The sequence below is a fragment of the Azonexus hydrophilus genome, assembly GCF_001956855.1.
Lineage (GTDB): Bacteria > Pseudomonadota > Gammaproteobacteria > Burkholderiales > Rhodocyclaceae > Azonexus > Azonexus hydrophilus_A.
The window spans coordinates 376,068-401,436 of sequence record NZ_MTHD01000002.1; the positions used below are offsets into that span (position 1 = coordinate 376,068).

26 protein-coding genes, 3 tRNA genes and 1 pseudogene are annotated in these 25,369 nt (G+C 61.7%); 19 read left to right on the plus strand and 11 right to left on the minus strand.

The window, feature by feature from the left end; all coding sequences use genetic code 11:
• Positions 1–33: 33 nt before the first annotated feature.
• Positions 34–507, plus strand: coding sequence for a hypothetical protein (locus tag BJN45_RS06310; protein WP_076093178.1), 474 nt, complete (start codon positions 34–36; stop codon positions 505–507).
• A gap of 120 nt (positions 508–627) precedes the next feature.
• On the plus strand, positions 628–1,014 hold the full coding sequence (locus BJN45_RS06315) for a DUF3597 domain-containing protein (RefSeq protein ID WP_076093180.1): 387 nt from the start codon (positions 628–630) through the stop codon (positions 1,012–1,014).
• An 88-nt stretch (positions 1,015–1,102) separates the two neighbouring features.
• Here BJN45_RS06315 and BJN45_RS06320 read toward each other — a convergent pair whose 3' ends face one another.
• Together BJN45_RS06320 and BJN45_RS06325 are read right to left on the minus strand one after the other, a co-directional pair.
• Positions 1,103–1,723, minus strand: a complete 621-nt coding sequence (locus BJN45_RS06320) for a cytochrome b/b6 domain-containing protein (RefSeq protein ID WP_076093182.1) — start codon at positions 1,721–1,723, stop codon at positions 1,103–1,105.
• A complete protein-coding gene (locus tag BJN45_RS06325; RefSeq protein ID WP_076093184.1) occupies positions 1,720–3,363 on the minus strand; it encodes a tetrathionate reductase family octaheme c-type cytochrome in 1,644 nt (547 codons plus the stop codon). Before BJN45_RS06325 ends, BJN45_RS06320 begins: the two co-directional genes overlap by 4 nt.
• 249 nt (positions 3,364–3,612) lie before the next feature.
• Here BJN45_RS06325 and BJN45_RS06330 point away from each other — a divergent pair, with 249 nt between their 5' ends.
• The gene (locus BJN45_RS06330) at positions 3,613–3,822 is read left to right on the plus strand and encodes a DUF3460 family protein (RefSeq protein ID WP_076093186.1); all 210 of its coding nucleotides are present in this window, start codon (positions 3,613–3,615) and stop codon (positions 3,820–3,822) included.
• Between the two features lie 61 nt (positions 3,823–3,883).
• On the opposite strand, the gene BJN45_RS06335 is transcribed toward BJN45_RS06330, so the two are convergent.
• Together BJN45_RS06335 and BJN45_RS06340 are read right to left on the minus strand one after the other, a co-directional pair.
• Complete coding sequence (locus BJN45_RS06335; RefSeq protein ID WP_076093188.1) at positions 3,884–6,580, minus strand: bifunctional acetate--CoA ligase family protein/GNAT family N-acetyltransferase; 2,697 nt, start codon at positions 6,578–6,580, stop codon at positions 3,884–3,886.
• 112 nt (positions 6,581–6,692) lie between these two features.
• Entirely contained in the window at positions 6,693–7,100 is a 408-nt protein-coding gene (locus BJN45_RS06340; RefSeq protein ID WP_076093190.1) for an OsmC family protein, read from the minus strand.
• A 10-nt stretch (positions 7,101–7,110) separates the two neighbouring features.
• Here BJN45_RS06340 and BJN45_RS06345 point away from each other — a divergent pair, with 10 nt between their 5' ends.
• Positions 7,111–7,641, plus strand: coding sequence for a class I SAM-dependent methyltransferase (locus tag BJN45_RS06345; protein ID WP_240494508.1), 531 nt, complete (start codon positions 7,111–7,113; stop codon positions 7,639–7,641).
• On the opposite strand, the gene BJN45_RS06350 is transcribed toward BJN45_RS06345, so the two are convergent.
• Positions 7,634–8,236: an arylesterase gene (locus tag BJN45_RS06350; protein WP_076093194.1), complete on the minus strand. Its 603-nt coding sequence runs from the start codon at positions 8,234–8,236 to the stop codon at positions 7,634–7,636. The two genes, BJN45_RS06345 and BJN45_RS06350, sit on opposite strands and share 8 nt — an antisense overlap.
• Between BJN45_RS06350 and BJN45_RS06355 the strand changes: the two genes are divergently transcribed.
• Complete coding sequence (locus BJN45_RS06355) at positions 8,235–8,909, plus strand: ABC transporter ATP-binding protein (RefSeq protein WP_076093196.1); 675 nt, start codon at positions 8,235–8,237, stop codon at positions 8,907–8,909. The genes BJN45_RS06350 and BJN45_RS06355 overlap by 2 nt on opposite strands.
• On the opposite strand, the gene hpnE is transcribed toward BJN45_RS06355, so the two are convergent.
• Genes hpnE through hpnC form a run of 3 tightly spaced genes read right to left on the minus strand, consistent with a single transcriptional unit; the run spans position 8,885 to position 11,754 of the window.
• Positions 8,885–10,105, minus strand: coding sequence for a hydroxysqualene dehydroxylase HpnE (hpnE, locus tag BJN45_RS06360; protein WP_205750552.1), 1,221 nt, complete (start codon positions 10,103–10,105; stop codon positions 8,885–8,887). The genes BJN45_RS06355 and hpnE overlap by 25 nt on opposite strands.
• Before the next feature lies 1 nt (position 10,106).
• Positions 10,107–10,940 (minus strand): presqualene diphosphate synthase HpnD, encoded by an 834-nt coding sequence (gene hpnD / locus BJN45_RS06365; protein WP_076093197.1) that lies wholly within the window; start codon positions 10,938–10,940, stop codon positions 10,107–10,109.
• Positions 10,941–10,944: 4 nt separating this feature from the next.
• On the minus strand, positions 10,945–11,754 hold the full coding sequence (gene hpnC / locus BJN45_RS06370; protein WP_076093199.1) for a squalene synthase HpnC: 810 nt from the start codon (positions 11,752–11,754) through the stop codon (positions 10,945–10,947).
• Between the two features lie 39 nt (positions 11,755–11,793).
• Here hpnC and BJN45_RS06375 point away from each other — a divergent pair.
• Positions 11,794–11,878 (plus strand) — tRNA-Leu (locus tag BJN45_RS06375).
• Positions 11,879–11,936: 58 nt separating this feature from the next.
• Here BJN45_RS06375 and BJN45_RS18215 read toward each other — a convergent pair.
• Together BJN45_RS18215 and BJN45_RS06385 are read right to left on the minus strand one after the other, a co-directional pair.
• Positions 11,937–12,848 (minus strand): annotated as a pseudogene (locus BJN45_RS18215) (phosphoesterase); the annotation flags it as partial.
• A 2-nt stretch (positions 12,849–12,850) separates the two neighbouring features.
• Entirely contained in the window at positions 12,851–13,054 is a 204-nt protein-coding gene (locus tag BJN45_RS06385) for a SlyX family protein (RefSeq protein ID WP_076093200.1), read from the minus strand.
• 107 nt (positions 13,055–13,161) lie between these two features.
• On the opposite strand from BJN45_RS06385, the gene BJN45_RS06390 reads away from it, so the two are divergent.
• From BJN45_RS06390 to BJN45_RS06445, 12 genes are all read left to right on the plus strand, one after another.
• Positions 13,162–13,238: transfer RNA gene (locus BJN45_RS06390), tRNA-Val, on the plus strand.
• Between the two features lie 134 nt (positions 13,239–13,372).
• Positions 13,373–15,289 carry a threonine--tRNA ligase gene (thrS, locus tag BJN45_RS06395; RefSeq protein WP_076093202.1) on the plus strand — a complete coding sequence of 639 codons (1,917 nt, stop codon included), beginning with the start codon at positions 13,373–13,375 and terminating at the stop codon, positions 15,287–15,289.
• Between the two features lie 25 nt (positions 15,290–15,314).
• Positions 15,315–15,845: a translation initiation factor IF-3 gene (gene infC / locus BJN45_RS06400; protein WP_076093204.1), complete on the plus strand. Its 531-nt coding sequence runs from the start codon at positions 15,315–15,317 to the stop codon at positions 15,843–15,845.
• Between the two features lie 89 nt (positions 15,846–15,934).
• Complete coding sequence (gene rpmI / locus BJN45_RS06405; protein WP_076093206.1) at positions 15,935–16,132, plus strand: 50S ribosomal protein L35; 198 nt, start codon at positions 15,935–15,937, stop codon at positions 16,130–16,132.
• Between the two features lie 11 nt (positions 16,133–16,143).
• The gene (gene rplT / locus BJN45_RS06410; protein WP_076093208.1) at positions 16,144–16,503 is read left to right on the plus strand and encodes a 50S ribosomal protein L20; all 360 of its coding nucleotides are present in this window, start codon (positions 16,144–16,146) and stop codon (positions 16,501–16,503) included.
• A 96-nt stretch (positions 16,504–16,599) separates the two neighbouring features.
• Complete coding sequence (gene pheS, locus BJN45_RS06415) at positions 16,600–17,646, plus strand: phenylalanine--tRNA ligase subunit alpha (RefSeq protein ID WP_076093210.1); 1,047 nt, start codon at positions 16,600–16,602, stop codon at positions 17,644–17,646.
• On the plus strand, positions 17,643–20,027 hold the full coding sequence (gene pheT / locus BJN45_RS06420) for a phenylalanine--tRNA ligase subunit beta (protein WP_076093212.1): 2,385 nt from the start codon (positions 17,643–17,645) through the stop codon (positions 20,025–20,027). Before pheS ends, pheT begins: the two co-directional genes overlap by 4 nt.
• An 11-nt stretch (positions 20,028–20,038) precedes the next feature.
• Complete coding sequence (locus BJN45_RS06425) at positions 20,039–20,347, plus strand: integration host factor subunit alpha (RefSeq protein ID WP_205750560.1); 309 nt, start codon at positions 20,039–20,041, stop codon at positions 20,345–20,347.
• Positions 20,331–20,708 carry a MerR family transcriptional regulator gene (locus BJN45_RS06430; protein WP_076093214.1) on the plus strand — a complete coding sequence of 126 codons (378 nt, stop codon included), beginning with the start codon at positions 20,331–20,333 and terminating at the stop codon, positions 20,706–20,708. The genes BJN45_RS06425 and BJN45_RS06430 overlap by 17 nt, the downstream gene beginning before the upstream one ends.
• 34 nt (positions 20,709–20,742) lie before the next feature.
• A tRNA-Pro gene (locus BJN45_RS06435) sits at positions 20,743–20,819 on the plus strand.
• Positions 20,820–20,925: 106 nt separating this feature from the next.
• Entirely contained in the window at positions 20,926–22,290 is a 1,365-nt protein-coding gene (chrA, locus tag BJN45_RS06440) for a chromate efflux transporter (RefSeq protein WP_076093216.1), read from the plus strand.
• A gap of 7 nt (positions 22,291–22,297) precedes the next feature.
• Positions 22,298–23,554 carry a dicarboxylate/amino acid:cation symporter gene (locus BJN45_RS06445; protein ID WP_076093218.1) on the plus strand — a complete coding sequence of 419 codons (1,257 nt, stop codon included), beginning with the start codon at positions 22,298–22,300 and terminating at the stop codon, positions 23,552–23,554.
• An 11-nt stretch (positions 23,555–23,565) separates the two neighbouring features.
• Here BJN45_RS06445 and BJN45_RS06450 read toward each other — a convergent pair whose 3' ends face one another.
• Positions 23,566–24,342, minus strand: a complete 777-nt coding sequence (locus tag BJN45_RS06450) for a ferredoxin--NADP reductase (RefSeq protein ID WP_076093220.1) — start codon at positions 24,340–24,342, stop codon at positions 23,566–23,568.
• Positions 24,343–24,437: 95 nt separating this feature from the next.
• Here BJN45_RS06450 and BJN45_RS06455 point away from each other — a divergent pair, with 95 nt between their 5' ends.
• Positions 24,438–25,361: a LysR substrate-binding domain-containing protein gene (locus BJN45_RS06455; RefSeq protein WP_076093222.1), complete on the plus strand. Its 924-nt coding sequence runs from the start codon at positions 24,438–24,440 to the stop codon at positions 25,359–25,361.
• Positions 25,362–25,369: the final 8 nt, after the last annotated feature.

A 25,369-nucleotide genomic window follows, 5' to 3' on the forward strand; every position in this document is an offset into this window, starting at 1 on the left:
ATATACCCTGACCATCCCCTTCAAGGAGTAGCCATGCAAGCCAAAACCTTACTGCCTTTGCTGTTCGTTGCCTGCTCGCTGAGCGCGCAGGCCCAGACCACCCCGCTGCGTGCCGGCGATGCGCTGCCGGCGCTGACGCTCAAGGACCAGCACGACAAGCCTGCCGTTGTTCCTGCCGATCTGCGCCAGGTCGTCTTTGCTGCCGACAATGGCGGGGCAGGTCTGGTCACCGGCTGGCTGGATGCGCAGCCGAAAGACTGGCTGCAGCAGACGAAGCGGATCTACCTGGCCGATATCCACAAGATGCCGGGCCTGATCACGCGGATGTTTGCACTGCCGAAGCTGCGCGACAAGCCCTATCCGATCGTGCTCGGCCGCGAGGAGGCCGATCTGGCTGCCTTTCCCCGGAAAAAGGACTGTGTGACGCTGTTGCCGGTCAGTGCGGGAAAACTGGGTGAGGCGGTGTTCGCCTGCGATGCCCAGAGCCTGCAGGGGGCGCTGAAATAGGCATTTGTAAAACAGCCTTCATATAAATTCACACATTCCGTCAAGGCTTGCCTTTAGCATGGCTGTGCATCCGGAGCGTATCCGGATGCCGCTTTTTCAATCGCTTGCAAAGGAAAGACCATGGGAATCTTCAGCAACATTCTGGCCAAACTCGGTTTTGGCGATGACAAACCGGAAGTCGTCGCCGAGGTCGCCGCCGCACCGGTCGCCGTCGAGGCACCTGTCGCCGCTGCGCCGGTGGCGATCACCGTCGTCGATGTCGTGGCCAAACTGGAAGCGCTGGCCAAGGCCAATCCGGAAAAGCTCAACTGGAAGGTCTCGATCGTCGACCTGCTCAAGCTGCTCGGTCTCGACAGCAGCCTGGCTGCCCGCAAGGAACTGGCGGCCGAACTGGGCTGTCCTGCCGACAACATGGGTGATTCGGCCCGGATGAACATGTGGCTGCACAAGACGGTCCTGCAGAAACTGGCAGAAAACGGCGGCAACATTCCGGCCGAACTGCTGTAATCGTCACGCCGGCATGCTCCGGCGTTTCGTCTGGGCAAAAAAAGGGCGGGGAACTCCCCGCCCTAAACACGCAAGTAATTTGCCCGGCTCAGTGCTTCTTCGGATGCTCGTCGACCTCTTCCCAGCCAGTGATCATCGCCTTGATGTGGGCGAAGACCGTGTGGCCGGTGGTCGTCAGGTAGACGTGGATGAAGAAGAAGGCCGTGATCATGAAGGCACCGGCCGTATGGGCGATGGCGACCCATTCCAGGCTGAGGTACTGGTCGATGCCAAGCGCCGGCCAGTTGCCGTAGAACAGGTAAAACAGCCCGGATATCCAGATCAGCGGCGAGATGAAGGCGAGCAGCGCGAGGTAGGCCAGGCGTTGCAGCGGATTGTGCTTCTGTACCACGGTCTTGCGGAAGGGGTGCGGGGCATCGCGGAAAATCCCGATCACGTAATAATTGACCATCGCCAGCACGTTCTTCAGTGACGGCAGGTACTGGCGCCATTCACCGGTGGTGAATTGCCAGAAGATCGTGAATGCCCACAGCGTCAGCAGTGTCCAGGCGGCCAGCGTATGCAGCTGGACCGCCTTCTGGAAACCGATCAGCGCATAGCTGCCATGGACCTCGAAACCGGTGATCATCATGCCGATGATCAGCAGCGCCTGTGACCAGTGCCAGAAGCGCTCGTAGCGCTTGTAGATGTAGATGCGTTCGGCGCTCATTGTGAATTCTCCTTGCGACGGGTGATGATGCGGACCAGGCCGTGGATCAGGCCGCCGCCGATGGCGCCGACGATGGCCAGACCACCGAGCAGGTCGACCCACGGATTGCGGTCACGACCGGGCAGATAGATGTCGGTGATCGCCGCCAGCCGGCCGGTTTCGCCACGGGTATGGCATTCGGCGCAGGGCACGGCTTTTTCCTTGGGCGCCACCATGTGGGTGGTGAACCAGTTCATCCGCGTCTCGATGAAATCGAACTTGCCGCTGTAGGGCAGTCCGGCGGTTTCCATGCCCGACTGGATCGCCTTGGCGTAGTCGTAGTTTTTCCAGAACGCCGTATCGTCGTCACCGTACACGTGGTTGACCACCAGCGTGTTGTTGACCGGGTCGTAGGCCTGCTTGCCGCGCATGACCTTAAACGGCCAGATACGGGCGTTTTCGTCGCTGGCCGAACCCTGGATGCGGTTCAGTTCGAGGACGCCATCGGCGCTGATGTACTTGTCCAGCTTGTCGACGATCGAGACCTGTTCGACGGTGCCGTTGTACCACTTGTACTCGGGCCGGACATTCTCACCGTATTCGAAGTCGCCCTTGGCGGCCGAGTACTTCAGGTGGCCGTGGTCGTCCTTGATGAACAGCGGCTTGCCGTCGGTCCCCATCTTGCCGGCGGTGGACCAGTCCCAGAGCATCTTGGTGGCGACGCCGCCCCGGGCGAATTCCGGGATGTGGCAGGTCTGGCAGGCGACCTTGTTGGCGTGGTTGTTGATCTTGGCCTGCTTGTGCGGCGCCTGGCTGTGACAGGATTCGCAGGTGGCACGGTTGTGGTCGTCCTTGGGCAGGTCGAAGCCGTGCTGGTCCTTGGGATTGACCGCGTAACGGCTGCCCGAGGGCTGGTGCGCGTTGAAGGTGTGGCAGTCGGAGCAGACCATGTTGGCGCCGTCCTTGGCCATATGCACGTCGAGTTCGCGCGACGGATTCTTCAACGAGGTGTCGAGGTCGCCGTGCTTGACCGCATCACCGCCGCCGCCATTGAAATGGCAGTTGCCGCAGTTGCTGCGACCGGGCTTGCCGACATGTTGCGCGATCTTGGTCAGGTCGGGAGCCTTGAACTGTTTCTTGCCCGGTGGTCCTTCCATCGGCTCGAATTCACGGTCCTCGTACAGCGGATGGCCGGCATTGGTGCTGAATTTGCGATAGCCGCCGGTTGTGTCGTGGCAGGCCAGGCAGTCGACATTTTCCTGTTGCGTGAAGTCGTAATTCTTGTCGGTCCAGCCGTAGCCGGCGTGACAACTGGTGCATCGTGCTTCGTTGGAAAGCGGCGAGCCACAGAAGTTGTTGGCCGCCCATTTCTTGCCGAGCGTCTTGCCTGTGGTCTTGCTGGTGGCTTCCCAGGTCCAGTGAATGCTCTTCATGACCTGGTGGGAGGCCAGGTTATGGCAACTGAGGCAGGCCTTGGTGACTTCCGGGCCGGTCTTGAACGGGCCCTTCAGGGCTTCCAGCTGGCTGTGGTCGGTGGTGGATCCGGATGGCACCTTCGCCGTTGCGGCGAGGGCGGGCGAAACCGGAATGTCGGCGGCCTGCGCGATGAAGGCGCAGAACGACAGGCACAGGCCGGCGAACAAGGGCACATGACGTTTCATGTGATCTCCAGTGTTTCATGCTCGGGAGTCCAGCCTCCCCAAGCCGGAACATCCCGCAATCGCAGGCTTGCCAGCGGCGGATTATAAGAAAGAACTGATATTTGGCAAGTGATCTTGATCAAATTGTTGCGCAATTATTGCGGTCGACCTCGGGAAAATGACAAATATCACCGCCCGGACTACGCCTGCCGGCCTGTGCTGCCATGCTAGAATTCGCGCTTGTCTGGAACCAGCCTGAGGATGTTGCAAATGGGTGTCGTCAATAGCGGATACGTATCCGATCACACGCAGTGGATCAACGAGCAGCTTGCCAAGAACCCTGAGTGGGTTGAAGACCAGAAGGCCGGTCGCGCCTTGTGGTGGGACAAAAAGCAGGAAACCGATGCAACGTCGCGCAATGCCGAGTCGAAGGTGGCGCAGAAGCCGTACCCTTACGACGTGAATTTCTTCGGCGAATAAAGCGCGCCGGACGTAAAAAAGCCGAGGCATCGACCTCGGCTTTTTTGTGCCCGGGTGAAACTCAGCCCGTCAGCGGCTTGACCACACGCTTGACGGCGGTGTCGTCCGGGTGCGGGTGGATGGTGAAGCCGAGGCTGGTCATCAGGCGGAACATCTTGCTGTTGGTCGACAGCACGTCGCCGACGACGGCGCGATAGCCCTTCATCCGGGCGCAGTCGATCAGTGCCGTCATCAGCTTGCGGCCGACGCCGCATTTTTGCCAGTCGTCACCGACGGCGAGTGCGAATTCGACCGATTCGCCGTCCGGATTGAGGACATAGCGGGCGACGCCGATCTGGCTTTCCTTGCCGGATTCCGGATCAGGCAGCGTGGCGACCAGCGCCATTTCCCGGTCATAGTCGATCTGTGTAAAGCGGACCAGCATCGTCTGCGTCAGTTCGCGCAGCGTGTCCATGAACCGGTAGTAGCGCGATTCGTCGGACATGGCCTTGACGAACTCCTGCTCCATGTCGGCGTCTTCCGGACGGATCGGGCGGATGGTGACGACCTTGCCGTCATTCATCGTCCAGTCCTGGATCAGGTGCACCGGGTAGGGGTAGATCGCCATGTGCGCATAGCGGTCGCCGGAGCTGTTGGCGGCGTGGTCGATGACGATGCGGGCATCGGCGGCGATGGCGCCGTGCTCATCTACGATCAGCGGGTTGATGTCCAGCTCGATGATCCACGGCAGTTCGCAGACCATTTCGGAGATGCACAGCAGTACTTCCTTGATCGCTTCGCGGTCGACCGGCGGCATGTTGTGGAACTGGTCGAGGATCTTCGATGTACGCGTCGATTCGATCAGGTCCTTGGCCAGGAACTTGTTCAGCGGCGGTAGTGCGACCGAACGGTCGCTGAAGATTTCGTTGTCGAAACCACCGGCGCCGAAGGTGATGACCGGCCCGAAGATCGGGTCGCGGATGACGCCGATCATGATTTCGCGGCCGTGCGGACGCGACAGGAAGGGTTCGATCGAGACGCCGTTGATCTTCGCCGTCGGGTGGCGCTTCTGCACGGTGTCGATGATGTCGTGATAGGCGTTGCGCACCGCTGGTGCATTCTGGATGTTCAGGCGGACGCCGCCGGCATCGGACTTGTGCGGCAGTTCCGGCGAATCGACCTTCATCGCCACCGGGAAACCGATCTGTTCGGCCAGCAGCAGGGCTTCGGTGGCGGTGCGGGCGACCATGGTCTGGGCGACCGGCACCTTGAAGGCGCGCAGGATGGCCTTCGATTCCATTTCCGAGAGCACCTTGCGTCGTTCGGCGAGCAGCGCCTCGATCAGCATCTTGGCGCCTTCGGTTTCCGGCCGGCCGTGCTGGCGCGTCGGTTCGGGTGTCTGCAGCAGCAGCTTCTGGTTGCGGTAGTACTTGGAAATGTGATGGAACAGTTCGATCGCGGTTTCCGGCATGCGGAACGCCGGAATGCCGCTGTCTTCGAGCAGCTTGCGGGCCTCGGCAACCTGCGCTTCGCCCATCCAGCAGCAGATGATGCGCCGGTTCAGCTTGTCCGAAATCGAGATGATGGCCTGGGCGACGCCAAGCGGATCGGTCATGGCCTGCGGCGACAGCATGACCAGCGTGCTGTCTACATTCGGGTCCTGCGAGATCGACAGCAGCGCGTCGCGGTAGCGTTCCGGCGTTGCGTCGCCGCCGATGTCGACCGGATTGCTGTGTGACCAGTTGGTCGGCAGCACCTTGTTCAGGTTGCCCATGGTTTCCGTAGACAGCTGTGCCAGCGGGATGCCGAGGTCGCCGGCACGGTCGGCAGCCATGGCACCCGGGCCGCCACCATTGGTGATGATGGCCAGGCGATCTCCCTGCGGACGGAACTTGGAGGCCAGGGCCTTGGCTGCATAGAACAGCTGGCCGACGTTCTTGACGCGAACGACGCCGGCGCGGCGCACGGCGGCGTCGAAGACGGTATCCGAAATCGCGGCCATGCCGGAGTGGGCCGTGGCGGCCTGCGAACCCGCTTCGTGGCGACCGGCCTTGAGCAGGATGATCGGCTTGATGCGGGCAGCGGAACGCAGCGCGCTCATGAAACGGCGGGCGTTGCGGATGCCTTCCACGTACATCAGGATGTAGTGGGTGCGGCTGTCGTAGATCAGGTAATCGAGGATTTCACCGAAATCGACGTCGGCGGTCATGCCCAGCGAGATCACCGACGAGAAACCGACCTGGTTGGCCTTCGCCCAGTCGAGCACGGCCGAACACATGGCGCCGGACTGGGAAACCAGGGCGAGGTTGCCCGGATCGGCGGTGATCTTGGTGAAGGTGGCGTTGAGGCCGAGTTCCGGGCGGATGATGCCCAGACAGTTGGGGCCAAGGACGCGCACGTTGTAGGAACGGGCAATCTCCATGACCTTGCGTTCGAGCGCCGCCCCGATGTGGCCGGCTTCGGAAAAACCCGAGGCGATGACGATGACGTTGCGCACGCCGCTGCGCCCGCACTGTTCGATGATCTGCGGCACGGTCTGCGGGCGGGTGGCGATGACGGCCATCTCGACGCGGGCGCCGATTTCCTCGATCGACTTGTAGGCCGGCTGGCCCTGGATCGTCTCGTGTTTCGGGTTGATCGCGTAGAGGCGCCCCTTGTAGCCCGAACCGAGGATGTTCTTGAAGATGATGTTGCCGACCGAGTTCTCACGGTCGGAGGCGCCGATCACGGCAACCGATTTCGGTTCGAAAAGCGCAGTCAGATAATGCTGTTCCAACATGATTCGTCTCTTTTCAGGCTGTTATTCTACGTTGATTGTGCGGTGCAATATTTTCTCACACCGGTGCTGGCAATACCACGTGGAAGGGTGGGTTATTACTTGCGGATTTCACTTAGTCGGCAAGTTCGCAATCGAGCTGGAAGGATTGCGACAGCGCCCTGTGTACCGGGCATTTGTTGGCGATTTCCAGCAGGCGCTGCCGCTGTTCCGGGGTCAAGTCACCGTCCAGCGTGATGTTGCGGCGGATGCAGTCGCGGGCGACGCCATCGATCTCGACCTTGGCGTGCGCCAGTTCGACCCTGACATTGCGCAGCGCCAGGCCCTTGCGTTCGGCGTACATGCGCAGCGTCATCGACGTACAGGCGCCGAGGCCGGCCATCAGGAAATCGAAAGGCGCCGGACCGGCGTCGTTGCCACCCATGTCGACCGGCTCGTCGGCGAGCAAACTGTGCTGGCCGGCAATGACTTCCTGCTGGTATCTTCCCAGCCCGTTCTCCCTGACGATCACTGTTCCCGACATGACACGCTCCGTGAATGAATTGCCCGAAATCATACGCCCTTCGTCGTGGGTCGAACATTACTGTTCACACCTGCCGGCATCCGGCCGCGTGCTTGATCTGGCCTGCGGCAGCGGCCGCCACGCCCGGCTGCTGGCCGGGCAGAATCTCGCCATTCTTGCGGTCGACCGCAATAGCGAGGCACTTTCCACGCTGGCCGGTGTGCCCGGCATCGAAACCGCCTGCCTCGATCTCGAGGGCGACGACTGGCCGCTGGCTGGCCAGCACTTTGCCGGCATCGTCGTCACCAACTACCTGTGGCGGCCGCGTCTGCCTGATGCACTGGCCATGCTGGCGCCGGGTGGGGTGCTGATTTACGAAACCTTCATGCTCGGCAACGCGGCCTACGGCAAGCCGTCGAATCCCGATTTCCTGCTTGCCCCGGGGGAACTGCGGGAAATTGCCGCTGCCGCCGGCCTGCATGAAATCGCCTTTGCCGAAGGCTACGCCGAGATGCCGAAACCCTGCATGCGCCAGGCCATCGTCGCCATCCGGCCTATCTGAGCAGCGGTTGCAGCTTCGGCCAGACGTGTTCGAGCAGCAGCGGCTGGGCTTCCGCCGTCGGGTGCAGGCGGTCGGCCTGGAACAGTTCGGGGCGGGTCGCCACCGGTTCGAGCAGGAAGGGCAGCAGGGCGGTCTTCTTTGTTTTTGCAATATCGGCAAAGCTCTGAACGAACTGGTCGGCATACGGTCCGTAGTTCGGTGGCAGGCGCATGCCGGCCACCAGTACCCGGGCCCCGGCTTTCTGCGCGGCGCTGATCATGGCTTCCAGGTTGCCGCGCATCTGCTCGATGCTCAGGCCGCGCAGGCCGTCATTGGCGCCGAGGGCGAGGACGACGACCGCCGGCTGGTGCGTGGCGAGCGCGGCAGCCAGCCGGGAACGCCCGCCGGCCGTGGTTTCGCCGGAGATCGACAGGTTGGCGACGGTATAATCGATGCGTCTTTCGGCCAGTCGTTGCGTCAGCAGCGACGGCCAGGCCTGTTCCGGACGGATGCCGTAACCGGCGGACAGCGAGTCGCCGAGCACCAGGATGGTCTTGGCGGCGACGGCCGACGGGGCAAGGAAGCACAGCGAAAACAGCACAAGGACAAGCCGCATGGCAGAAAAACCAGTAGTTGATGTAACGGGATTGGGCAAGACCGTCGATAACGGCGGCGAGCCGTTGACGATTCTGCAGGATATTTCCTTCGCGGTCATGCCCGGCGAGACGGTGGCCATCGTTGGCGCTTCCGGTTCGGGCAAATCCACCTTGCTCGGACTGCTGGCCGGGCTGGACGTTCCATCGGCCGGCGAAATCCGCCTTGACGGCCTGTCGCTGGCCACGCTCGACGAGGATGCGCGCGCCGTGCAGCGCGGCCGCTTGCTCGGCTTCGTCTTCCAGTCCTTCCAGTTGCTGCCGTCGCTGACCGCACTGGAAAACGTCATGCTGCCGCTGGAACTGGCCGGCAACAAGGCAGCCGCCCGGATTGCCGGCGACTGGCTGGAACGCGTCGGCCTTGGTCACCGCCTGAAGCATTATCCGAAACACCTGTCCGGCGGCGAGCAGCAGCGCGTTGCACTGGCCCGTGCCTTCGCGCCGGAACCACGGCTGGTGCTGGCCGACGAGCCGACCGGCAACCTCGACGCGGCGACCGGTGCGCAGGTGATCGAGATGATGTTCGACCTGAACGCGAAGCAGGGCACGACGCTGATCCTGGTCACCCACGACGAGGCGATCGCCGCCCGCTGTGGCCGCGTGCTGCGGATTCAGTCGGGCCGGCTGGCCGGATAGACGGCGCGGGCGGCGCGCAGGCCGCTCCTGACGGCGCCTTCGAGCGTCGCCGGGTAGTCGGCCCAGGTATGGTCGCCGGCAAGGAAGACACGCGGATCGGCGCTGCGGTGATCGGGCCGTGGCTGTTGCGGTCGACAGGAAAAAGTTGCCCGTTTCTCCCGCACCACCTTGTGCCAGTCCGCCTTGCCCAGGCCGAGCGCGGCTTCCATGGCGGCGGCCAGGGCGTCGTCGGACAGCGCTTCCCAGTCGCCGTGGCCGCTGATCGCGCAGCCGAACAGGCCGTGTCCACGGTCGACCGCCCAGGCGCCGGTGTTGCCGCCGAGGTGCAGTAAAGGGAAGGGCAGCCCGGTTTTTGCCGGAACCTGCAGGTAGACCGTGATGATCGGCTCGTAAGCGAAATCGGCAGCGATTTCCGGCAGCAGTGCGCCGAGATGTTGCGGCGCGACGGCGACAATGACGGCGTCGAAGACTTCGCCATCGACGCAGCCGGCGTCCACGGTGCGTACCCGTTGGCCGAAGCGCAGCGTTGCACCATTCGCCGCCAGCCAGCGGCAGGCCGGTTCCGGCAGCAGTTCGCCGAAAGGTACGCGTGGCAGCAGCAGATCGGTGTCGGTGCGGCGCGAACTGCCCAGGCTGTCGCGCAGCACATTGGCGAACAGTTGCGCCGAAGCGCGTTCGGCTGGCGTGTTCAGTGCGGCCAGGCAGAGCGGTTCCCACAATTGTTGGCGCAGGACGCCGGTCTGGCCGGCGGCATCGAGCCAGTCGGCGACGCTCTCGTCGCGCGTCAGGCGAAAGCCGCGCCATTTGATACCCTGCATCCACAGCGCGGTTTTCAGCTTTTCCGGCAGGTCGACCGCAGCAGCGCCAAGTAGCCCCCAGGCGACATTGAGCGGTGCCGGCAACTTCGGCAGGGTCAGCCGGAAACCGCCGGGGCCAACGACCTGCAGCGGCCGGCGCTCGAACAGCAATTCAGGATCGGCGCCGACCTTGCGCATCAGCGCCAGCGTTTCGCGATAGGCGCCGAGCAGGATGTGCTGGCCGTTGTCGAGCCTGCGTCCGTCGATTTCCACCGAACGCGCCCGGCCGCCTGCTACACGGCCGGCTTCGAACAACGTCACGGCAGCACCGTGCCCGGTCAGTTCGACGGCCGCAGCCAGCCCGGCCCAGCCGGCGCCGATGACCGCGACGCGTATCACCTCAGCCCTTGATCCAGGTCTTCGTCGCCAGCCACAGCTTGCGCGTTGCCGGCAGCGAAATGCGCTGGTGCAGGACCTGGAAGTTTTCGTCGCGGATTTCGGCCAGCAGCGTCCGGTAGATCGCCGCCATGATCAGGCCCGGGCGCTGATTTTTGCGGTCAACCGCCGGTAGCAGCGAAAAAGCCTGATCGTAATAACGCTCGGCGCGCTCGTACTGGAACTGCATCAGCGCCGTGAAGTTGTCCGAATACTTGGCGTTGAGGATGTCGGCGGCGGGCACGTTGAACTGCTTGAGTTCGTCCATCGGCAGGTAGATGCGGCCGCGCCGCGCGTCTTCGCCAACGTCGCGGATGATGTTGGTGAGCTGGAAGGCCATGCCGAGATCGTGCGCGTACTTCTGCGTCTGCCGGTCCTCGGTGCCGAAAATCTCGGCGGCGAGCAGGCCGACGACGCTGGCAACGCGGTAGCAGTACAGCGACAGGCCCTTGAAGTCGAGGTAGCGCGACTGTTGCAGGTCCATCTCCATGCCGTCGATGATTTCCAGCAACTGCTCCTTCGGCAGGTTGATGCCCGGAGCGACCGCCTGTAGCGCCAGGCCGACCGGATGCGTGGCCTGCTTTTCGGCGATGCGCTCGACTTCCATGCGCCACCAGACGAGCTTGGTCGACGCCAGCGAGATATCGCTGCATTCATCGACGATGTCGTCGACTTCGCGGCAGAAGGCGTAAAGGGCCATGATCGCCTGCCGGCGCTCGGGCGGCAGGAAGAGGAAGCTGTAGTAGAAGGAGGAGCCGCTCTTGGCGCACTTCTCCTGGCAGTATTGGTCTGGGCTCATGGGCTCACATTCTAAAGGAACGGGCGAGCAGCACGAGCCAGTCCGCCTTTTTCAGCGTCGGCCGGTGCCGGAAGACATCGCCACGGACCTGGCGGATGCGCTCGAGGATGCGCAGGCCGCCCTGCACGGTCAGGCGGATTTCCCAGCCGAGGCGGCCGGGCAGGGCATGGACCAGCGGCGCGCCGCGCAGCATCAGCGCCTGCGCGCGGTCGATCTGGAAATCCATCAACGCCGCCCAGTTGGCCGAACAACGCTGCTGGGCGATGTCTTCCTCGCTGACGCGAAAGTGCGGGAAATCCGTTTGCGGCAGGTAAACCCGGTCTTTTTGCCAGTCGACCGCAACATCCTGCCAGAAGTTGATCAGTTGCAGCGCCGAGCAGATGCAGTCGGATTGTTCCAGGTGTTCGCACTCGGTGCGCCCGAACAGGTGCAGCACCAGGCGGCCGACCGGGTTGGCCGAGCGCCGGCAGTAATCGATCAGTTCGGGGTAATCGGCGTAGCGCTTCTTGACCACATCCTGGGCGAAGGCATCGAGCAGGTCGCGGAACAGCTGGATCGGCAGCGCGTGCGCCGCTATCACCCGGGCCAGTTCGACGAACAGCGGCGTCTGCGGCGTGTCGCCGGCAGCGATCCGGTCCAGTTCGGCCTGGTAGGCGGCGAGGTCGGCCAGGCGCTGCGCCGGCGTCGCGTCGCCTTCATCGGCGATATCGTCGGCACTGCGCGCGAAACGGTAGATGACCTCGATCGGCTGGCGCATGCGCGCCGGCACGAGCAGCGAGGCGACGGGGAAATTTTCGTAATGATCGACAGGCATGGGCGTTAATCCTGCTCGGTGTTAGAATGCGCCCCGCCCGCCCAGGTGGCGAAATTGGTAGACGCACCAGATTTAGGTTCTGGCGTAGCAATACGTGGGGGTTCGAGTCCCTTCCTGGGCACCAGGTCCAGCACTTCCGCAAGGAACTGCCCGGCCGGCAGGCGAAAGCCGGCGGCATTGCGATGGCCGCCGCCGCCGTAGCGAACGGCGATGGCCGCGACGTCGTAGTCACCGTTCGAGCGCAGCGAGATCTTGGCGTCGCCGTCGGCGGATATCTGCCAGATCATCCCAAAACTTCCCGATTTTTCCGCCAGCAGGTTGCCCAGTTCGGAAGCGAACAGGCCATTTGCGTTGACCGCCAGCCCCTCGCAAACCAGCCAGGTACCGCTGGCGTCGCTGATGATCTCCTGGTTGTGGCGCCGGGCTTGTACGGCATCGACCGGCTCGCCGCGCAGGCGGGCGCGACACAACAGCTGGCTGTCGGCGAGACGGGCGGATTCGATGCGGAAGAATTGATCGATCGCTTCGCCCTGCAGCACCATCTCGCGATAGCGCGCTGTGTTGGCGTCGGTCGTTGCTGCGACCAGTGTCTGCCAGCCGGAAAAATCGAAAGGTTGCAGGCGCAACTGCCGGCAGAAGGCGCGGGTGTGTGCCAAGGCAAAACGCCACAGATCCTGGTCTTCGATGTGCTGCAGCAACAGGGGCATGGCCTGTTCGCCATGAAAATGCTCCCAGGCCAGCCGGGCGCCGGATTGTTCCATGTGGAAGCGGATGTCGAGCGCGCGGGCGGCATCGTGGTAGCGCCGCATGCCGCCGGTTTGCCCCTGCAATTGCCCGGCCCAGTGCCGCATGGCCGAGGCGTGGTGGTCAAGCTGGGTGACCGAGGCGGCGAGTTCGGCCATTTCGCCGAGAATTTCCGGCGTGAACGAAAAATCCAGTATGTATACGTCGCGACCGCGGATTTCATCGGCCAGCCAGCGTTCGCCATGATGCAGCGGGCGGTAGGTGGCGGCGTCGCCGAAGTGCCGCCAGGCGGCGAAGGCTGCGCCGAAGCCGTCGAGGCAGTCGGCGTGGTAATAGATGGTGCTTGCCATGTTCAGTAATGCGGCGGGATTTCGTCGCGCAGGTTGCGCTGCTCCTGCGGCTGGTCATTGTTGACGACCTGGTCGCGCAGGGCGCGCACTTCGCCGATCAGCCGGTCGATCTGTTGCTGCTGGCGATAGACCACCTTGTTCAGTTCCTCCAGCTGGTCTTCAGTGAAGCTGATCTTGATTTCCAGTTCGGTCAGGCGTGATTCCATCGTGGGCTTCTGTATTGGCTCAGGAGGGGTGAATGTTACTTCGGATCAAAAAACTTGGCGCGGAATGTTGACAAATCCCTTGGGGCGTCTATAATGCGCGCTTCTTCAGGCGGTTAGCTCAGTTGGTTAGAGCGCCACGTTGACATCGTGGAGGTCGTTGGTTCGATTCCAATACCGCCTACCAAATTCCTGACGGAGTCGTTTTGATCACTTTCCGAACTTGCACTGCAGTTCAGAAACTCTAATCGAGTCGGCTTTCGTTCATTCAAAAAAAGTGCGGCTCAGCCCGCACTTTTTTTTCGTCCAGAGAATCCTGTCATGCCAGATATCAAGCTTCCTGATGGTTCCATCCGTTCCTTCGAGCAGCCGGTCACCATCGCCGAGGTGGCGGCCAGCATCGGCGCCGGCCTGGCGCGTGCCGCGCTGGCCGGCAAGGTCAATGGCCAGCTGGTCGATACTTCGTTCCGCATCGAGGAAGATGTCGAGTTGGCCATCGTCACCGATCGCGATGCCGACGCACTGGAGTTGATCCGTCATTCGACGTCGCATCTGCTGGCCTATGCGGTCAAGGAACTGTTTCCGGAAGCCCAGGTGACCATCGGTCCGGTCGTCGAAAACGGCTTCTACTACGATTTTGCCTACAAGCGTCCGTTCACCCCGGAAGATCTGGTGGCCATCGAAAAGCGCATGGGCGAACTGGCGAAGAAGGATATTCCGGTGACGCGCGAAGTCTGGAATCGCGACGATGCAGTGAATTTCTTCCTCGGTCAGGGCGAGAAATACAAGGCCGAGCTGATTGCAGCAATTCCTGCCGATCAGCAGGTGTCGCTGTACCGCGAGGGCGATTTCATCGATCTGTGCCGTGGTCCGCACGTGCCGTCGACCGGCAAGCTCAAGGTGTTCAAGCTGATGAAGGTGGCCGGTGCCTACTGGCGCGGCGATCATCGCAACGAACAGTTGCAGCGCATCTACGGCACCGCCTGGGCGAAGAAGGAAGACCTCGATGCCTACCTGCACATGCTCGAAGAGGCGGAAAAGCGCGACCACCGCCGCCTCGGCAAGCAGTTCGACCTGTTCCACATGCAGGACGAGGCCCCCGGTCTGGTCTTCTGGCATCCCAAGGGCTGGTCGGTGTGGCAGGAAGTCGAGCAGTACATGCGCAAGGTGTACCGCGACAACGGCTATCAGGAAGTCCGTTGCCCGCAGATCCTCGACAAGTCCCTGTGGGAAAAGTCGGGGCACTGGGAGCATTACAAGGACAACATGTTCACGACCTCGTCGGAAAACCGCGACTACGCGGTCAAGCCGATGAATTGCCCGGGGCACGTGCAGGTCTTCAATTCGGATCTGCGTTCCTATCGCGAACTGCCGCTGCGCTACGGCGAATTCGGCTCCTGCCACCGCAACGAGCCGACCGGCGCCTTGCATGGCCTGATGCGCGTGCGCGGCTTCGTCCAGGATGATGGTCACATCTTCTGTACCGAAGACCAGATCGAGTCCGAAGTCACGGCGTTCAATGCGCTGGTCAAGCAGGTCTATGCCGATTTCGGCTTCAACGACGTCGCCGTCAAGCTGGCCTTGCGCCCGGAAAGTCGTGTCGGTTCCGATGAAGTCTGGGACAAGGCCGAGGATGCGCTGCGTTGCGGTCTGCGCGCTTCCGGTCTGGAATGGACGGAGTTGCCGGGCGAGGGCGCCTTCTATGGCCCGAAGATCGAATTCCACATCAAGGATGCGATCGGCCGTTCCTGGCAGTGCGGCACGATGCAGGTCGATTTCTCGATGCCGGGTCGTCTCGGCGCCGAGTATGTTGCCGGCAACGACGAGCGCAAGGTGCCGGTAATGCTGCACCGGGCGATCCTTGGTTCGCTCGAGCGTTTCATCGGCATCCTGATCGAGAACTTTGCCGGGGCCTTGCCGCTGTGGCTGGCGCCGGTACAGGCCGTGGTGCTGAATATTTCGGAAAAGCAGGCGGATTATGCGGCGGATGTTGCGCAAAAGCTGCACCGGGCGGGCTTCCGGGCTGAAGCGGATTTGCGCAACGAGAAAATTACCTATAAAATCCGCGAACATAGCTTGAACCGGCTGCCTTATCAGCTTGTTGTAGGCGACAAGGAAAAGGCGGACGGACTGGTAGCCGTGCGTACACGCGGTGGTCAGGATCTCGGACAGATGACTGTTGAGGCTCTGGTCGGGCGACTTCATGAGGAAGTCGCGGCGCGTAGTGGCACGGCTTAATTATTGATATTTCGGGGGTTTTACCATCGCTCAGAACAAGGCCCATCGTTTAAACGATGAGATTACAGTGCCGGAGATTCGTCTCCAGGGTGTGGAAGGTGAACAGCTTGGCATAGTCAGCATTCGTGCTGCGTTGCAGATGGCAGAAGAAGCCGGGGTTGACCTGGTCGAGATCGCGCCGACGGCGAAACCGCCGGTCTGCCGCATCATGGACTACGGCAAGTTCAAGTACCAGGAACAAAAGCGCGCACACGAAGCCAAGCTGAAGCAGAAACAGGTGCAGGTCAAGGAAATCAAACTGCGCCCGGGTACCGACGAAAACGATTACCAGATCAAGCTCAGGAACATGACGCGTTTCCTGGAAGAGGGCGACAAGGTCAAGGTGACCCTGCGCTTCCGGGGCCGCGAAATGGCGCATCAGGAATTCGGCATGCGCCAGCTGGAACGGATCAAGACAGATGTCGACGCCATCGGTGCGGTCGAACAGATGCCGAAGATGGAAGGGCGCCAGATGATCATGATCATCGCGCCGGCCAAGAAGAAGCAAGTAGTGTAAGTGTTGTAAAAGCAGTTATTAGTGCTTTCGGGTAGTACAAGCGTTCCCGCCGGGAACCACCTGACGGCATGACATTAAGGAGCATCAAAATGCCCAAGATGAAGACCAAGAGCGGCGCCAAAAAGCGCTTTTCGGTCCGCGCTGGTGGTTCCATCAAGCGTGGTCAGGCCTTCAAGCGTCACATCCTGACGAAGAAGACCACCAAAGTGAAGCGTCACCTCCGCGGTGCCGCAGCAGTCAACGAGCGTGACGTCGCATCCGTGCGCGCCATGTTGCCGTACGCGTAAGGAGATAGCATATGTCCAGAGTTAAACGTGGTGTAACGGCTCGCGCCCGTCACAAGAAAGTCCTCGCACTGGCCAAGGGTTACCGTGGTCGTCGCAAGAACGTATACCGCATCGCCAAACAGGCGGTGATGAAGGCCGGTCAATACCAGTACCGTGACCGTCGTCAGCGGAAGCGTCAGTTCCGTGCCCTGTGGATTGCCCGTATCAATGCTGCAGCTCGCGAGCTGGGCATGAAGTACAGCACCTTCATGAACGGTCTGAAGAAGGCCAACATCGAAGTCGACCGCAAGGTCCTGGCCGACCTGGCCGTCTTCGATCAGCCGGCTTTTGCCGCCCTGGCTGCACAAGCCAAGGCCAAGCTCGACGCCTGAGCAAAAGCTTGAAGAAAAAAAGGAGGCGCAAGCCTCCTTTTTTGTTGGTGCTGTTTTTCCGCTGGTTTAGTCGGTAGTTTTGTTTGGTACAAGTCCATGGACAATCTTGATCAAATCGTTAGCGAAGCGCGTGCCGCATTCGCCGCCATTTCCGACCCGGACGCGCTGGAACAGGCCAAGGCCCGTTTCCTTGGCAAGAGCGGCCAGATCACCGAGCTCCTGAAGGGGCTGGGCAAGTTGCCGCCTGAAGAGAAGAAAACCGCCGGTGCAGCGATCAATGTCGCCAAGACTGCCGTCGAAAATGCGCTGAACGAACGTCGTGAGGCGATCCGCAAGGCGGCGCTGGAAGCGCGCCTGGCTGAAGAAGCGCTGGATGTCACGCTACCCGGTCGCGCCGAAGCGCGCGGTGGCCTGCACCCGGTGACGCGGACGCTGGAGCGTATCGAATCGCTGTTTGCCTCGATCGGCTTCGAAGTCGCCGACGGCCCGGAAATCGAAGAGGATTTCCACAATTTCACTGCGCTGAACACGCCCGAGGATCACCCGGCGCGTTCGATGCACGACACCTTCTACCTGCAGAACCCGGACGGCTCACTGGCCGACAAGGTGCTGCTGCGTACGCACACCAGTCCGATCCAGGCGCGTTACATGCAGGCGCATGTCGCCAAGTACGGTCAACTGGAAAAAATGCCCGAAATCCGCATCATCGCGCCGGGCCGTGTTTATCGCGTCGATTCCGATGCAACGCATTCGCCGATGTTCCATCAGGTCGAGGGCCTGTGGGTTGGCGAGAATGTTTCCTTCGCCGACCTGAAGGGTGTCATCGCCGATTTCCTCAAGAGTTTCTTCGAAACCGACGATCTGACCGTGCGTTTCCGCCCATCCTTCTTCCCGTTCACCGAACCGTCGGCCGAAATCGACGTTGCCTTCATGAGCGGCGCGCTGAAGGGCCGCTGGCTGGAAATCGCTGGCTGCGGCATGGTTCATCCGAACGTGCTGAAGATCGCCGGCATCGATCCGGAAAAATACACCGGCTTCGCCTTCGGCTTCGGCCCCGACCGTCTGACCATGTTGCGCTACGGCGTCAATGATCTTCGCCTGTTCTTTGAAGGCGACCTGCGTTTCCTGAGGCAATTCGCATGAAATTCTCCGAATCCTGGCTGCGTACCCTCGTCGATCCCAAGCTGACGAGTGAGGAGCTTTCCCATCTGCTGACCATGGCCGGCCTCGAAGTCGAGGAGCTGGACCCGGTTGCCCCGGCTTTCGACAGTGTGGTCGTTGCCCATGTGCTGGAAGTCGTCAAGCATCCCGATGCTGATCGCCTGAACGTCTGCAAGGTTGATACTGGCAGCGGCACGCCGACCACCATTGTTTGTGGTGCGCCGAATGTCGCCGTTGGCCTCAAGGTGCCGTGCGCGCTGCCTGGCGCTCAACTGCCTGGCGATTTCACCATCAAAATTGCCAAGGTACGGGGCATCGAGTCCTCGGGCATGCTGTGTTCGGCCAAGGAACTGGGTATCGCCGAAGAGGCTTCCGGTTTGCTGATCCTGCCGGCCGACGCACCCGTTGGTCAGTCCATTCGCCAGTATCTCGATCTCGACGACAACCAGTTCGAGCTGAAGCTGACGCCGAACCGTGCCGACTGCCTGTCGCTGCTTGGTATCGCCCGCGAAGTCGGTGCTATCACCGGTGCGGCGACCAGCCTGCCGGTGGTGCCGGAAGTGCCGGCGACCATCGCCGATATGCGCGCCATCGTGCTCGACGCTCCGGAAGCCTGCCCGCTGTATTGCGGGCGTGTGGTCAAGGCCGTCAATGCCAAGGCGCCGACGCCGGAATGGATGAAGCGCCGGCTGGAACGCAGCGGCATCCGGGCGATTTCGGCGCTGGTCGACATCACCAATTACGTGATGCTCGAACTTGGCCAGCCGCTGCACGCCTTCGACAACACGAAGCTGGAAGGCGTGGTGCATGCCCGCCTGGCGAAGCCGGAAGAAAAGCTGCTGCTGTTGAACGAGCAGACGATTGCGGTCGACGCCGATATCCTGATGATTGCCGACGACGTCAAGCCGCTGGCCATGGCCGGCATCATGGGCGGCGAGGAGAGCGGTATCACGCTGGAAACCAGCGAGCTGTTCCTCGAATCGGCCTTCTTTGCGCCCAAGGCCATCGCCGGTCGTGCCCGTCGCTACGGCTTTGGTTCGGATGCTTCGCATCGCTTCGAGCGCGGTGTCGATTTCGGCGGCGCGCGTCGTGCCATCGAGCGCGCCACGCAACTGATCCTGGAAATCTGTGGCGGCCAAGCCGGTCCGGTGGTCGAAGCCAAGGCGGCATTGCCGGTCCGTCAGCCGGTGCGCCTGCGCACCGCCCGCGCCGAAAAGGTGCTCGGCCTGCCGCTCGGCGCCGAGCGCATCGCTGGCCTGTTCAAGGGGTTGGCGCTGTCGTTCGAACAGCAGGGCGATGATTTCCTGGTGACGCCGCCGTCGTGGCGCTTCGACATGGAAATCGAGGAAGACCTGATCGAGGAAATCGCCCGCCTGTACGGTTACGACAACATCCCGTCGCCGGCCCCGCGTGGCCGCCTGAAGATGCAGTTGCAGCGCGAGGCGCAGCGTCCGGCATTCCGCGTGCGCCAGATGCTGGCCGACCGCGGCTACCAGGAAGTGGTCAACTTCGCCTTCGTCGAAGCGGGCTGGGAAGCCGATTTCGCGGCGAAGACCGAAGAAGCCGACCTGATCCGCCTGGCCAACCCGATTGCCAGCCAGATGGCGGTGATGCGGTCGACGCTGTTCGGCGGCCTGATTGCCAATCTGGTGACCAACCTCAAGCGCAAGCAGAACCGCGTTCGCCTGTTCGAAGTCGGTCGTACCTTCCACCGCGATGCGGCAGCGCAGCCGGTGCAGGGCTTCCACCAGCCGTGGAAACTGTCCGGCCTGGCTTTTGGCGGTGCCTTGCCGGATGGTTGGGCGAGCGATGGCCGCAAGGTCGATTTCTTCGACGTCAAGGGCGATATCGAAGCCTTGCTGGCCCCGGCCGCGCTGCGTTTCGAGAAGCTCGCCCATCCGGCACTGCATCCGGGACGGGCGGCGCGCATCCTGGTCGACGGCAAGGAAATTGGTTGTATCGGCGAACTGCATCCGGAATGGGTGCAGAAATACGAGTTGACCGCAGCACCCGTGCTTTTCGAACTGGCATTCGATGCGCTGAAGGCGGTTGTCGTACCGGCTTACGCCGAGGTCTCCAAGTTCCCGGCAGTGGTTCGCGACCTGGCGGTTGTCGTCGATCGCGACCTTGCGCTGCAGGCCTTGTTCGATGGTCTGAAAAAGGATCTGCCGGCACTCGTCATCGATCTTCAGTTGTTCGATGTGTACGCCGGAAAGGGCGTCCCTGAAAACAAGAAAAGTCTTGCGTTACGGGTAGTTATGCAAGATACTCAACGCACTTTGCAAGATTCGGAAGTGGATGTTGCGATGCAGCATGTGATCGCCTGTCTGGATAAGACGTTCGGCGCCCAACTGCGAGCCTGACGAAAGAATACATAACGATGACGCTGACCAAAGCCGAACTCGCCGACCTGCTGTTCGAAAAAGTGGGACTCAACAAGCGCGAAGCCAAAGACATGGTCGAAGCCTTCTTTGAGGAAATCCGCAATGCCCTGGAAACCGGTGATGGCGTCAAGCTGTCCGGTTTCGGCAACTTCCAGTTGCGTGACAAGCCCCAGCGCCCGGGGCGCAACCCCAAGACCGGTGAAGAAATTCCCATTACCGCACGGCGTGTGGTGACTTTTCACGCCAGCCAGAAACTGAAGTCCGATGTCGAGCTTGCCTTCGATGGAATCGCGGCCTAAGAGTCCGGGCAGCGAAGATCTGCCCCCGATCCCCGCCAAGCGCTACTTCACCATTGGTGAAGTCAGCGAGTTGTGTGGCGTCAAGCCGCATGTGCTGCGCTACTGGGAGCAGGAATTCAACCAGCTGAAGCCGGTGAAGCGGCGGGGTAATCGCCGTTACTACCAGCATCATGAAGTACTGCTGGTGCGCCGGATTCGCGAACTTCTTTATAATCAGGGTTTTACCATCAGCGGTGCGCGCAATCGACTGGATGATGGCGCAGGGCATGAGCGTCCTGCGGTCGACGTCGAATCCGACAATAAAATGACGACGGATTTGCGTAGCGAATTGAAGGCGATTATCGAGATGTTGGCGGTTTAAATCGGCTGGATTTACGATATAATGCTCGGCTTGTCGGGGCGTAGCGCAGCCTGGTAGCGCACTTGCATGGGGTGCAAGGGGTCGCGAGTTCGAATCCCGCCGCCCCGACCAATGGAATCAGGCAAAAGGGCCAATCTTCGGATTGGCCCTTTTGTTTTGTCCGCCTTGCCGGGGAAGGCGATAAAATCCGCAACGATCCTGATCCGGGAATAGGTACATGAGCGAAATCGCTGCCGGGAAAAAGCTTGATGGCAATGGTGTTGGCACGGCGGCTGGCGTTCCTTTTCGGGACGCGCTGCTGTTCTGGCTCAAGCTGGGTTTCGTCAGCTTTGGCGGGCCGGCCGGGCAGATTTCGCTGATGCATCAGGAGCTGGTCGAGCGGCGGCGCTGGATCTCCGAACGTCGCTTCCTGCACGCACTCAATTACTGCATGCTGCTGCCCGGTCCGGAGGCGCAGCAACTGGCAACCTATATCGGCTGGCTGATGCACCGGACCTGGGGTGGCATTGTTGCCGGGGTGCTGTTCGTCCTGCCGTCGCTGCTGATCCTGGTTATCCTGTCCTGGGTATACGTCGCCTACGGGAATACCACGCTGGTTGCCGGATTGTTCTATGGCATCAAGCCGGCCGTCACGGCAGTCGTCGTCCAGGCGGCCTGGCGGATTGGCTCGCGCACCCTGAAAAACTGGCGCCTGATGGCGATCGCGCTCGTTGCGCTGCTGGCCATCCTGTTGCTGGGCATTCCTTTCCCGGCCATCGTCGCCGCGGCAGCATTGACCGGCTGGGTCGGCGGCCGGCTGGGCGGGCAGCATTTTCGGGTCGGCGGCGTATCTGCTGCGTCAGCAGGCAAACCCGGTGCGCCTGCGCTGATTGATGACGATAGCCCGCTGCCGGCGCATGCGCGCTTTTCCTGGCCACGCCTGGGGATCATCGCGCTGATCGGCGCGCTGTTGTGGATCGTGCCGGTCGGACTGCTCGTCGCGACGCTGGGATGGCAGCATACGCTGACCCAGATGTCGCTGTTCTTCACCAAGGCGGCATTGCTCACCTTCGGTGGCGCCTACGCCGTTTTGCCTTATGTCTATCAGGGAGCGGTCGAGCATTTTGCCTGGCTGACGCCAACCCAGATGATCGACGGTCTGGCACTGGGGGAGACGACGCCGGGGCCGTTGATCATGGTGGTTGCCTACGTCGGTTTTGTCGGTGCATACGCCGAGGGATTCTTCGGGCCGGATGCGCTGTTCCTGGCGGGATGCGCGGCGGCGGTGCTGGTGACCTGGTTTACCTTCCTGCCGTCATTCCTGTTCATCCTGGCCGGTGGTCCGCTGGTCGAGCGTACGCATGATGTGCCGCAGTTTACGGCGCCATTGGTCGCGGTGACCGCTGCCGTGGTCGGTGTCATCGTCAATCTCGCACTTTTCTTTGCCTATCATGTCTTCTGGCCGACAGGGTTTGCCGGGGATTTCGACATTTTTTCGGCGCTGATCGCGCTGCTGGCGGCGATCGCATTGCTGCGTTTCAAGCTCGGGGTGATTCCGGTCATCCTGGGGTGTGCAATAACCGGCCTTCTGGCGAGTCTGTGAGTCCATCATGCCCTGGTTGTCCCTGAATACCCAAATACTGATCGGCTCCCTGGTCGGGGTGCTGGGTGGCTGGTGGCTATCCGCCGCAGCGCCATCCGCAGCCGTCAGCGGCGGTACGCTTTATGCAGCAAAATTGCTGGGCAATCTGTTTCTCGATTTGCTGCGGCTGGTCCTGATTCCACTGGTTTTTTCGTCCATCGTTGTCGGGGTGGCCAGTTTGCGCACGCACAACCGCATGCACCGAGTCTGGGTGACCACGCTGCTGTTTTTCTTCATCACCATGGGCCTGGCCATCGTGCTCGGTTTTTCTGCGGCCAATATCTTTCGTCCGGGCGAAGGCATGCAACTCGCGATGTTTGCCGAAGCCACGCAGAATTTTCAGGCGCGGCAGATGCCGCTGCCGGATTACATTGCCCAGTTCCTCCGCGGCATGTTCCAGAATCCGTTCAAGGCGCTGGCGCAGGGCGAGATCCTGGCGGTGGTGGTGGCGGCGCTGTTTCTCGGTATCGCCCTGGTGGTCGGCGGTGATCGTTACCGGAATATTCGCCAGATCATCGAGGAATTGCAGGAACTCTGCCTGCTGGTCGTCGGCTGGATCATGCGCCTGGCGCCGCTGGGCATCGCGGCCCTGCTGCTGCAACTGGTGGCCAGCCAGAACGTGGCGCTGCTCGGCAGCCTGGCGCATTTCATCACGGTGGTGTTCGGGACCACGTTGTTTCACGGCATCGTCGTGCTGCCACTGATCCTCTGGTTATTCACCCGGATGTCGCCGCTGCAGTTCCTGAAGCGGGCCCGCGAGCCGCTGATCACGGCTTTTGCCACCAGTTCCAGCGCCGCCACCTTGCCCATCACCTTGCGCTGTACCGAGCAGCAGCTGCATGTGAAGAAGGAGATTGCCAGTTTCGTCATTCCGCTGGGGGCTACAGCCAACATGGATGGCACGGCGCTGTACGAAGCGGCGGCGGTGCTTTTTGTCGCCCGTCTGGCTGGGGTGGAACTCGATCTGGTGCACCAGATCATCGTTTTTGCCGTTGCCATGCTGGGTGCGATGGGCGCCCCGGGCATCCCCAGCGTGGGCATGCTGTCGATGGTGCTGGTTCTCGAATCGGTGGGTTTGCCGACCGAGGCCATCGCCATCCTGCTGCCCATCGACCGCATCCTCGATACCGTGCGCACGGCAGTCAACGTCGAAGGGGACATGGTCGGGGCGATGGTCGTCGAGAAGCTTGCTGCCTTGCCCGAAGCTCCGGTCAAGAACGCCTGACCCGGCAGGGTCTATTGCTCGACGAATGCCCGTTCGATGACATAGTCGCCCATCTCGCCGATGTGGGGCGAAATTTTGAAGCCGAAGCTGTCGAGCATGGCCGAGACTTCCTTGAGCATGGCCGGGCTGCCACAGATCATGCCGCGGTCGGTGGCTGGGTCGAGGGGGGGCTCACCGATGTCTGCGAACAGCTTGCCGGAGAGGATCAGTTCGGTTTGCCGGCCTTCGTTGCGGAACGGTTCACGGGTGACGGTCGGGTAGTAGATCAGTTTTTCGCGGATTTCCTCACCCAGGTATTCGTGCTTCCTGAGATCCTCTTCGATGTAGTCGTGATAAGCCAGTTCGTTGGTCCGGCGGACGCCGTGGATCAGGATCACCTTGTCGAAACGTTCATAGGTTTCCGGATCGTGGATCAGGCTCATGAAGGGCGCCAGGCCGGTGCCGGTGGCGAACATGAACAGCCGCTTGCCTGGGTTCAGGTCGCGCAGGACAAGCGTGCCGGTCGGCTTGCGGCTGACCAGCAATTTGTCGCCCGGTTGCAGGTGTTGCAGGCGTGAGGTGAGCCGACCGTCCGGTACCTTGATGCTGAAAAACTCCAGATGTTCTTCGTAATTGGCGCTGGCGACGCTATAGGCGCGCATCACCGGCCGGCCATTGACTTCCAGGCCGATGGTCACGAATTGCCCGTTGATGAAACGCAGGCCCGGATCACGCGTGGTGCGGAAGGTGAAGAGGCTGTCGTTCCAGTGGTGAACGGAAACGACCGTTTCGTGATTGAAGTTGCTCATGGTGGGTCCTGGCTGGAGATGATGCAATCAGCTTAGGCGTTGTGCGATCAATGTAAAAGCGGATAATTCGGTTATTGCTTATCTATTGGATCGATATGAGGCTGACGCTGCGTCAACTGGAAATCTTTGCCGCGGTGGCCCGCAGCGAGAATGTTTCGCAGGCTGCCGGTCGTCTCGCCATGTCGCAATCGGCTGCCAGCAGCGCATTGGTCGAACTGGAGCGCTTGTACGACTGTCCGCTGTTCGACCGGATCGGCAAGAGTCTTCATCTGAACAGTGCCGGGCGCGGGCTGCTGCCGCTGGCCGAAGCATTGATCGGCCAGGCCCGGGAGCTCGAGGATTATCTGTCTGGTGGACGGCCGGGGCCGCTGAATGTCGGTGCGACGCTGACCATTGGCAATTACCTGGCGACGCTGATCGTTGTCGACTACATGAAGCAGTATCCGCAATCGCCGGTGCAGTTGCAGGTCGCCAATTCGGATACCGTGGTCGAGCGTCTGCTGCGTTTCGAATGCGATCTCGGGTTGATCGAAGGCGAGGTGGTTCATCCCGATCTGGTGGTCGAGCCCTGGCTGGCCGACGAGTTGGTGGTTTTCTGCGCGCCGGACCATGTGCTCGCTGGCGGCGCAGCAGTCGACAATGCCACCCTGTCGGCACAATCATGGATATTGCGCGAACCGGGATCGGGAACGCGCAGCCAGTTCGATCGCTGTATCGGTAGCCGGATGAGCACGTTCCGGCTGGGGCTGGAACTGGAACATACCGAGGCGATCAAGCGGGCCGTGGAGTCAGGTCTCGGTCTGGGTTGTCTGTCGCGCCTGTCCCTGCGCGAGGCATTCCGCCGTGGCAGCCTGATCGAACTGCCAACGCCGCAGTTTGACCTGCGCCGGCATTTCTACTTTGCCAGTCACCGGCGCCGCAATACCGGGGCGGCGGGCCGCCTGTTCAGGCAGGCTTGTCTTGCCGCCAGCGCGGGCGCCGACAGCACGGCAGATCTTGCTTTGCCCTTCATCCGCTGAGGGCTGGC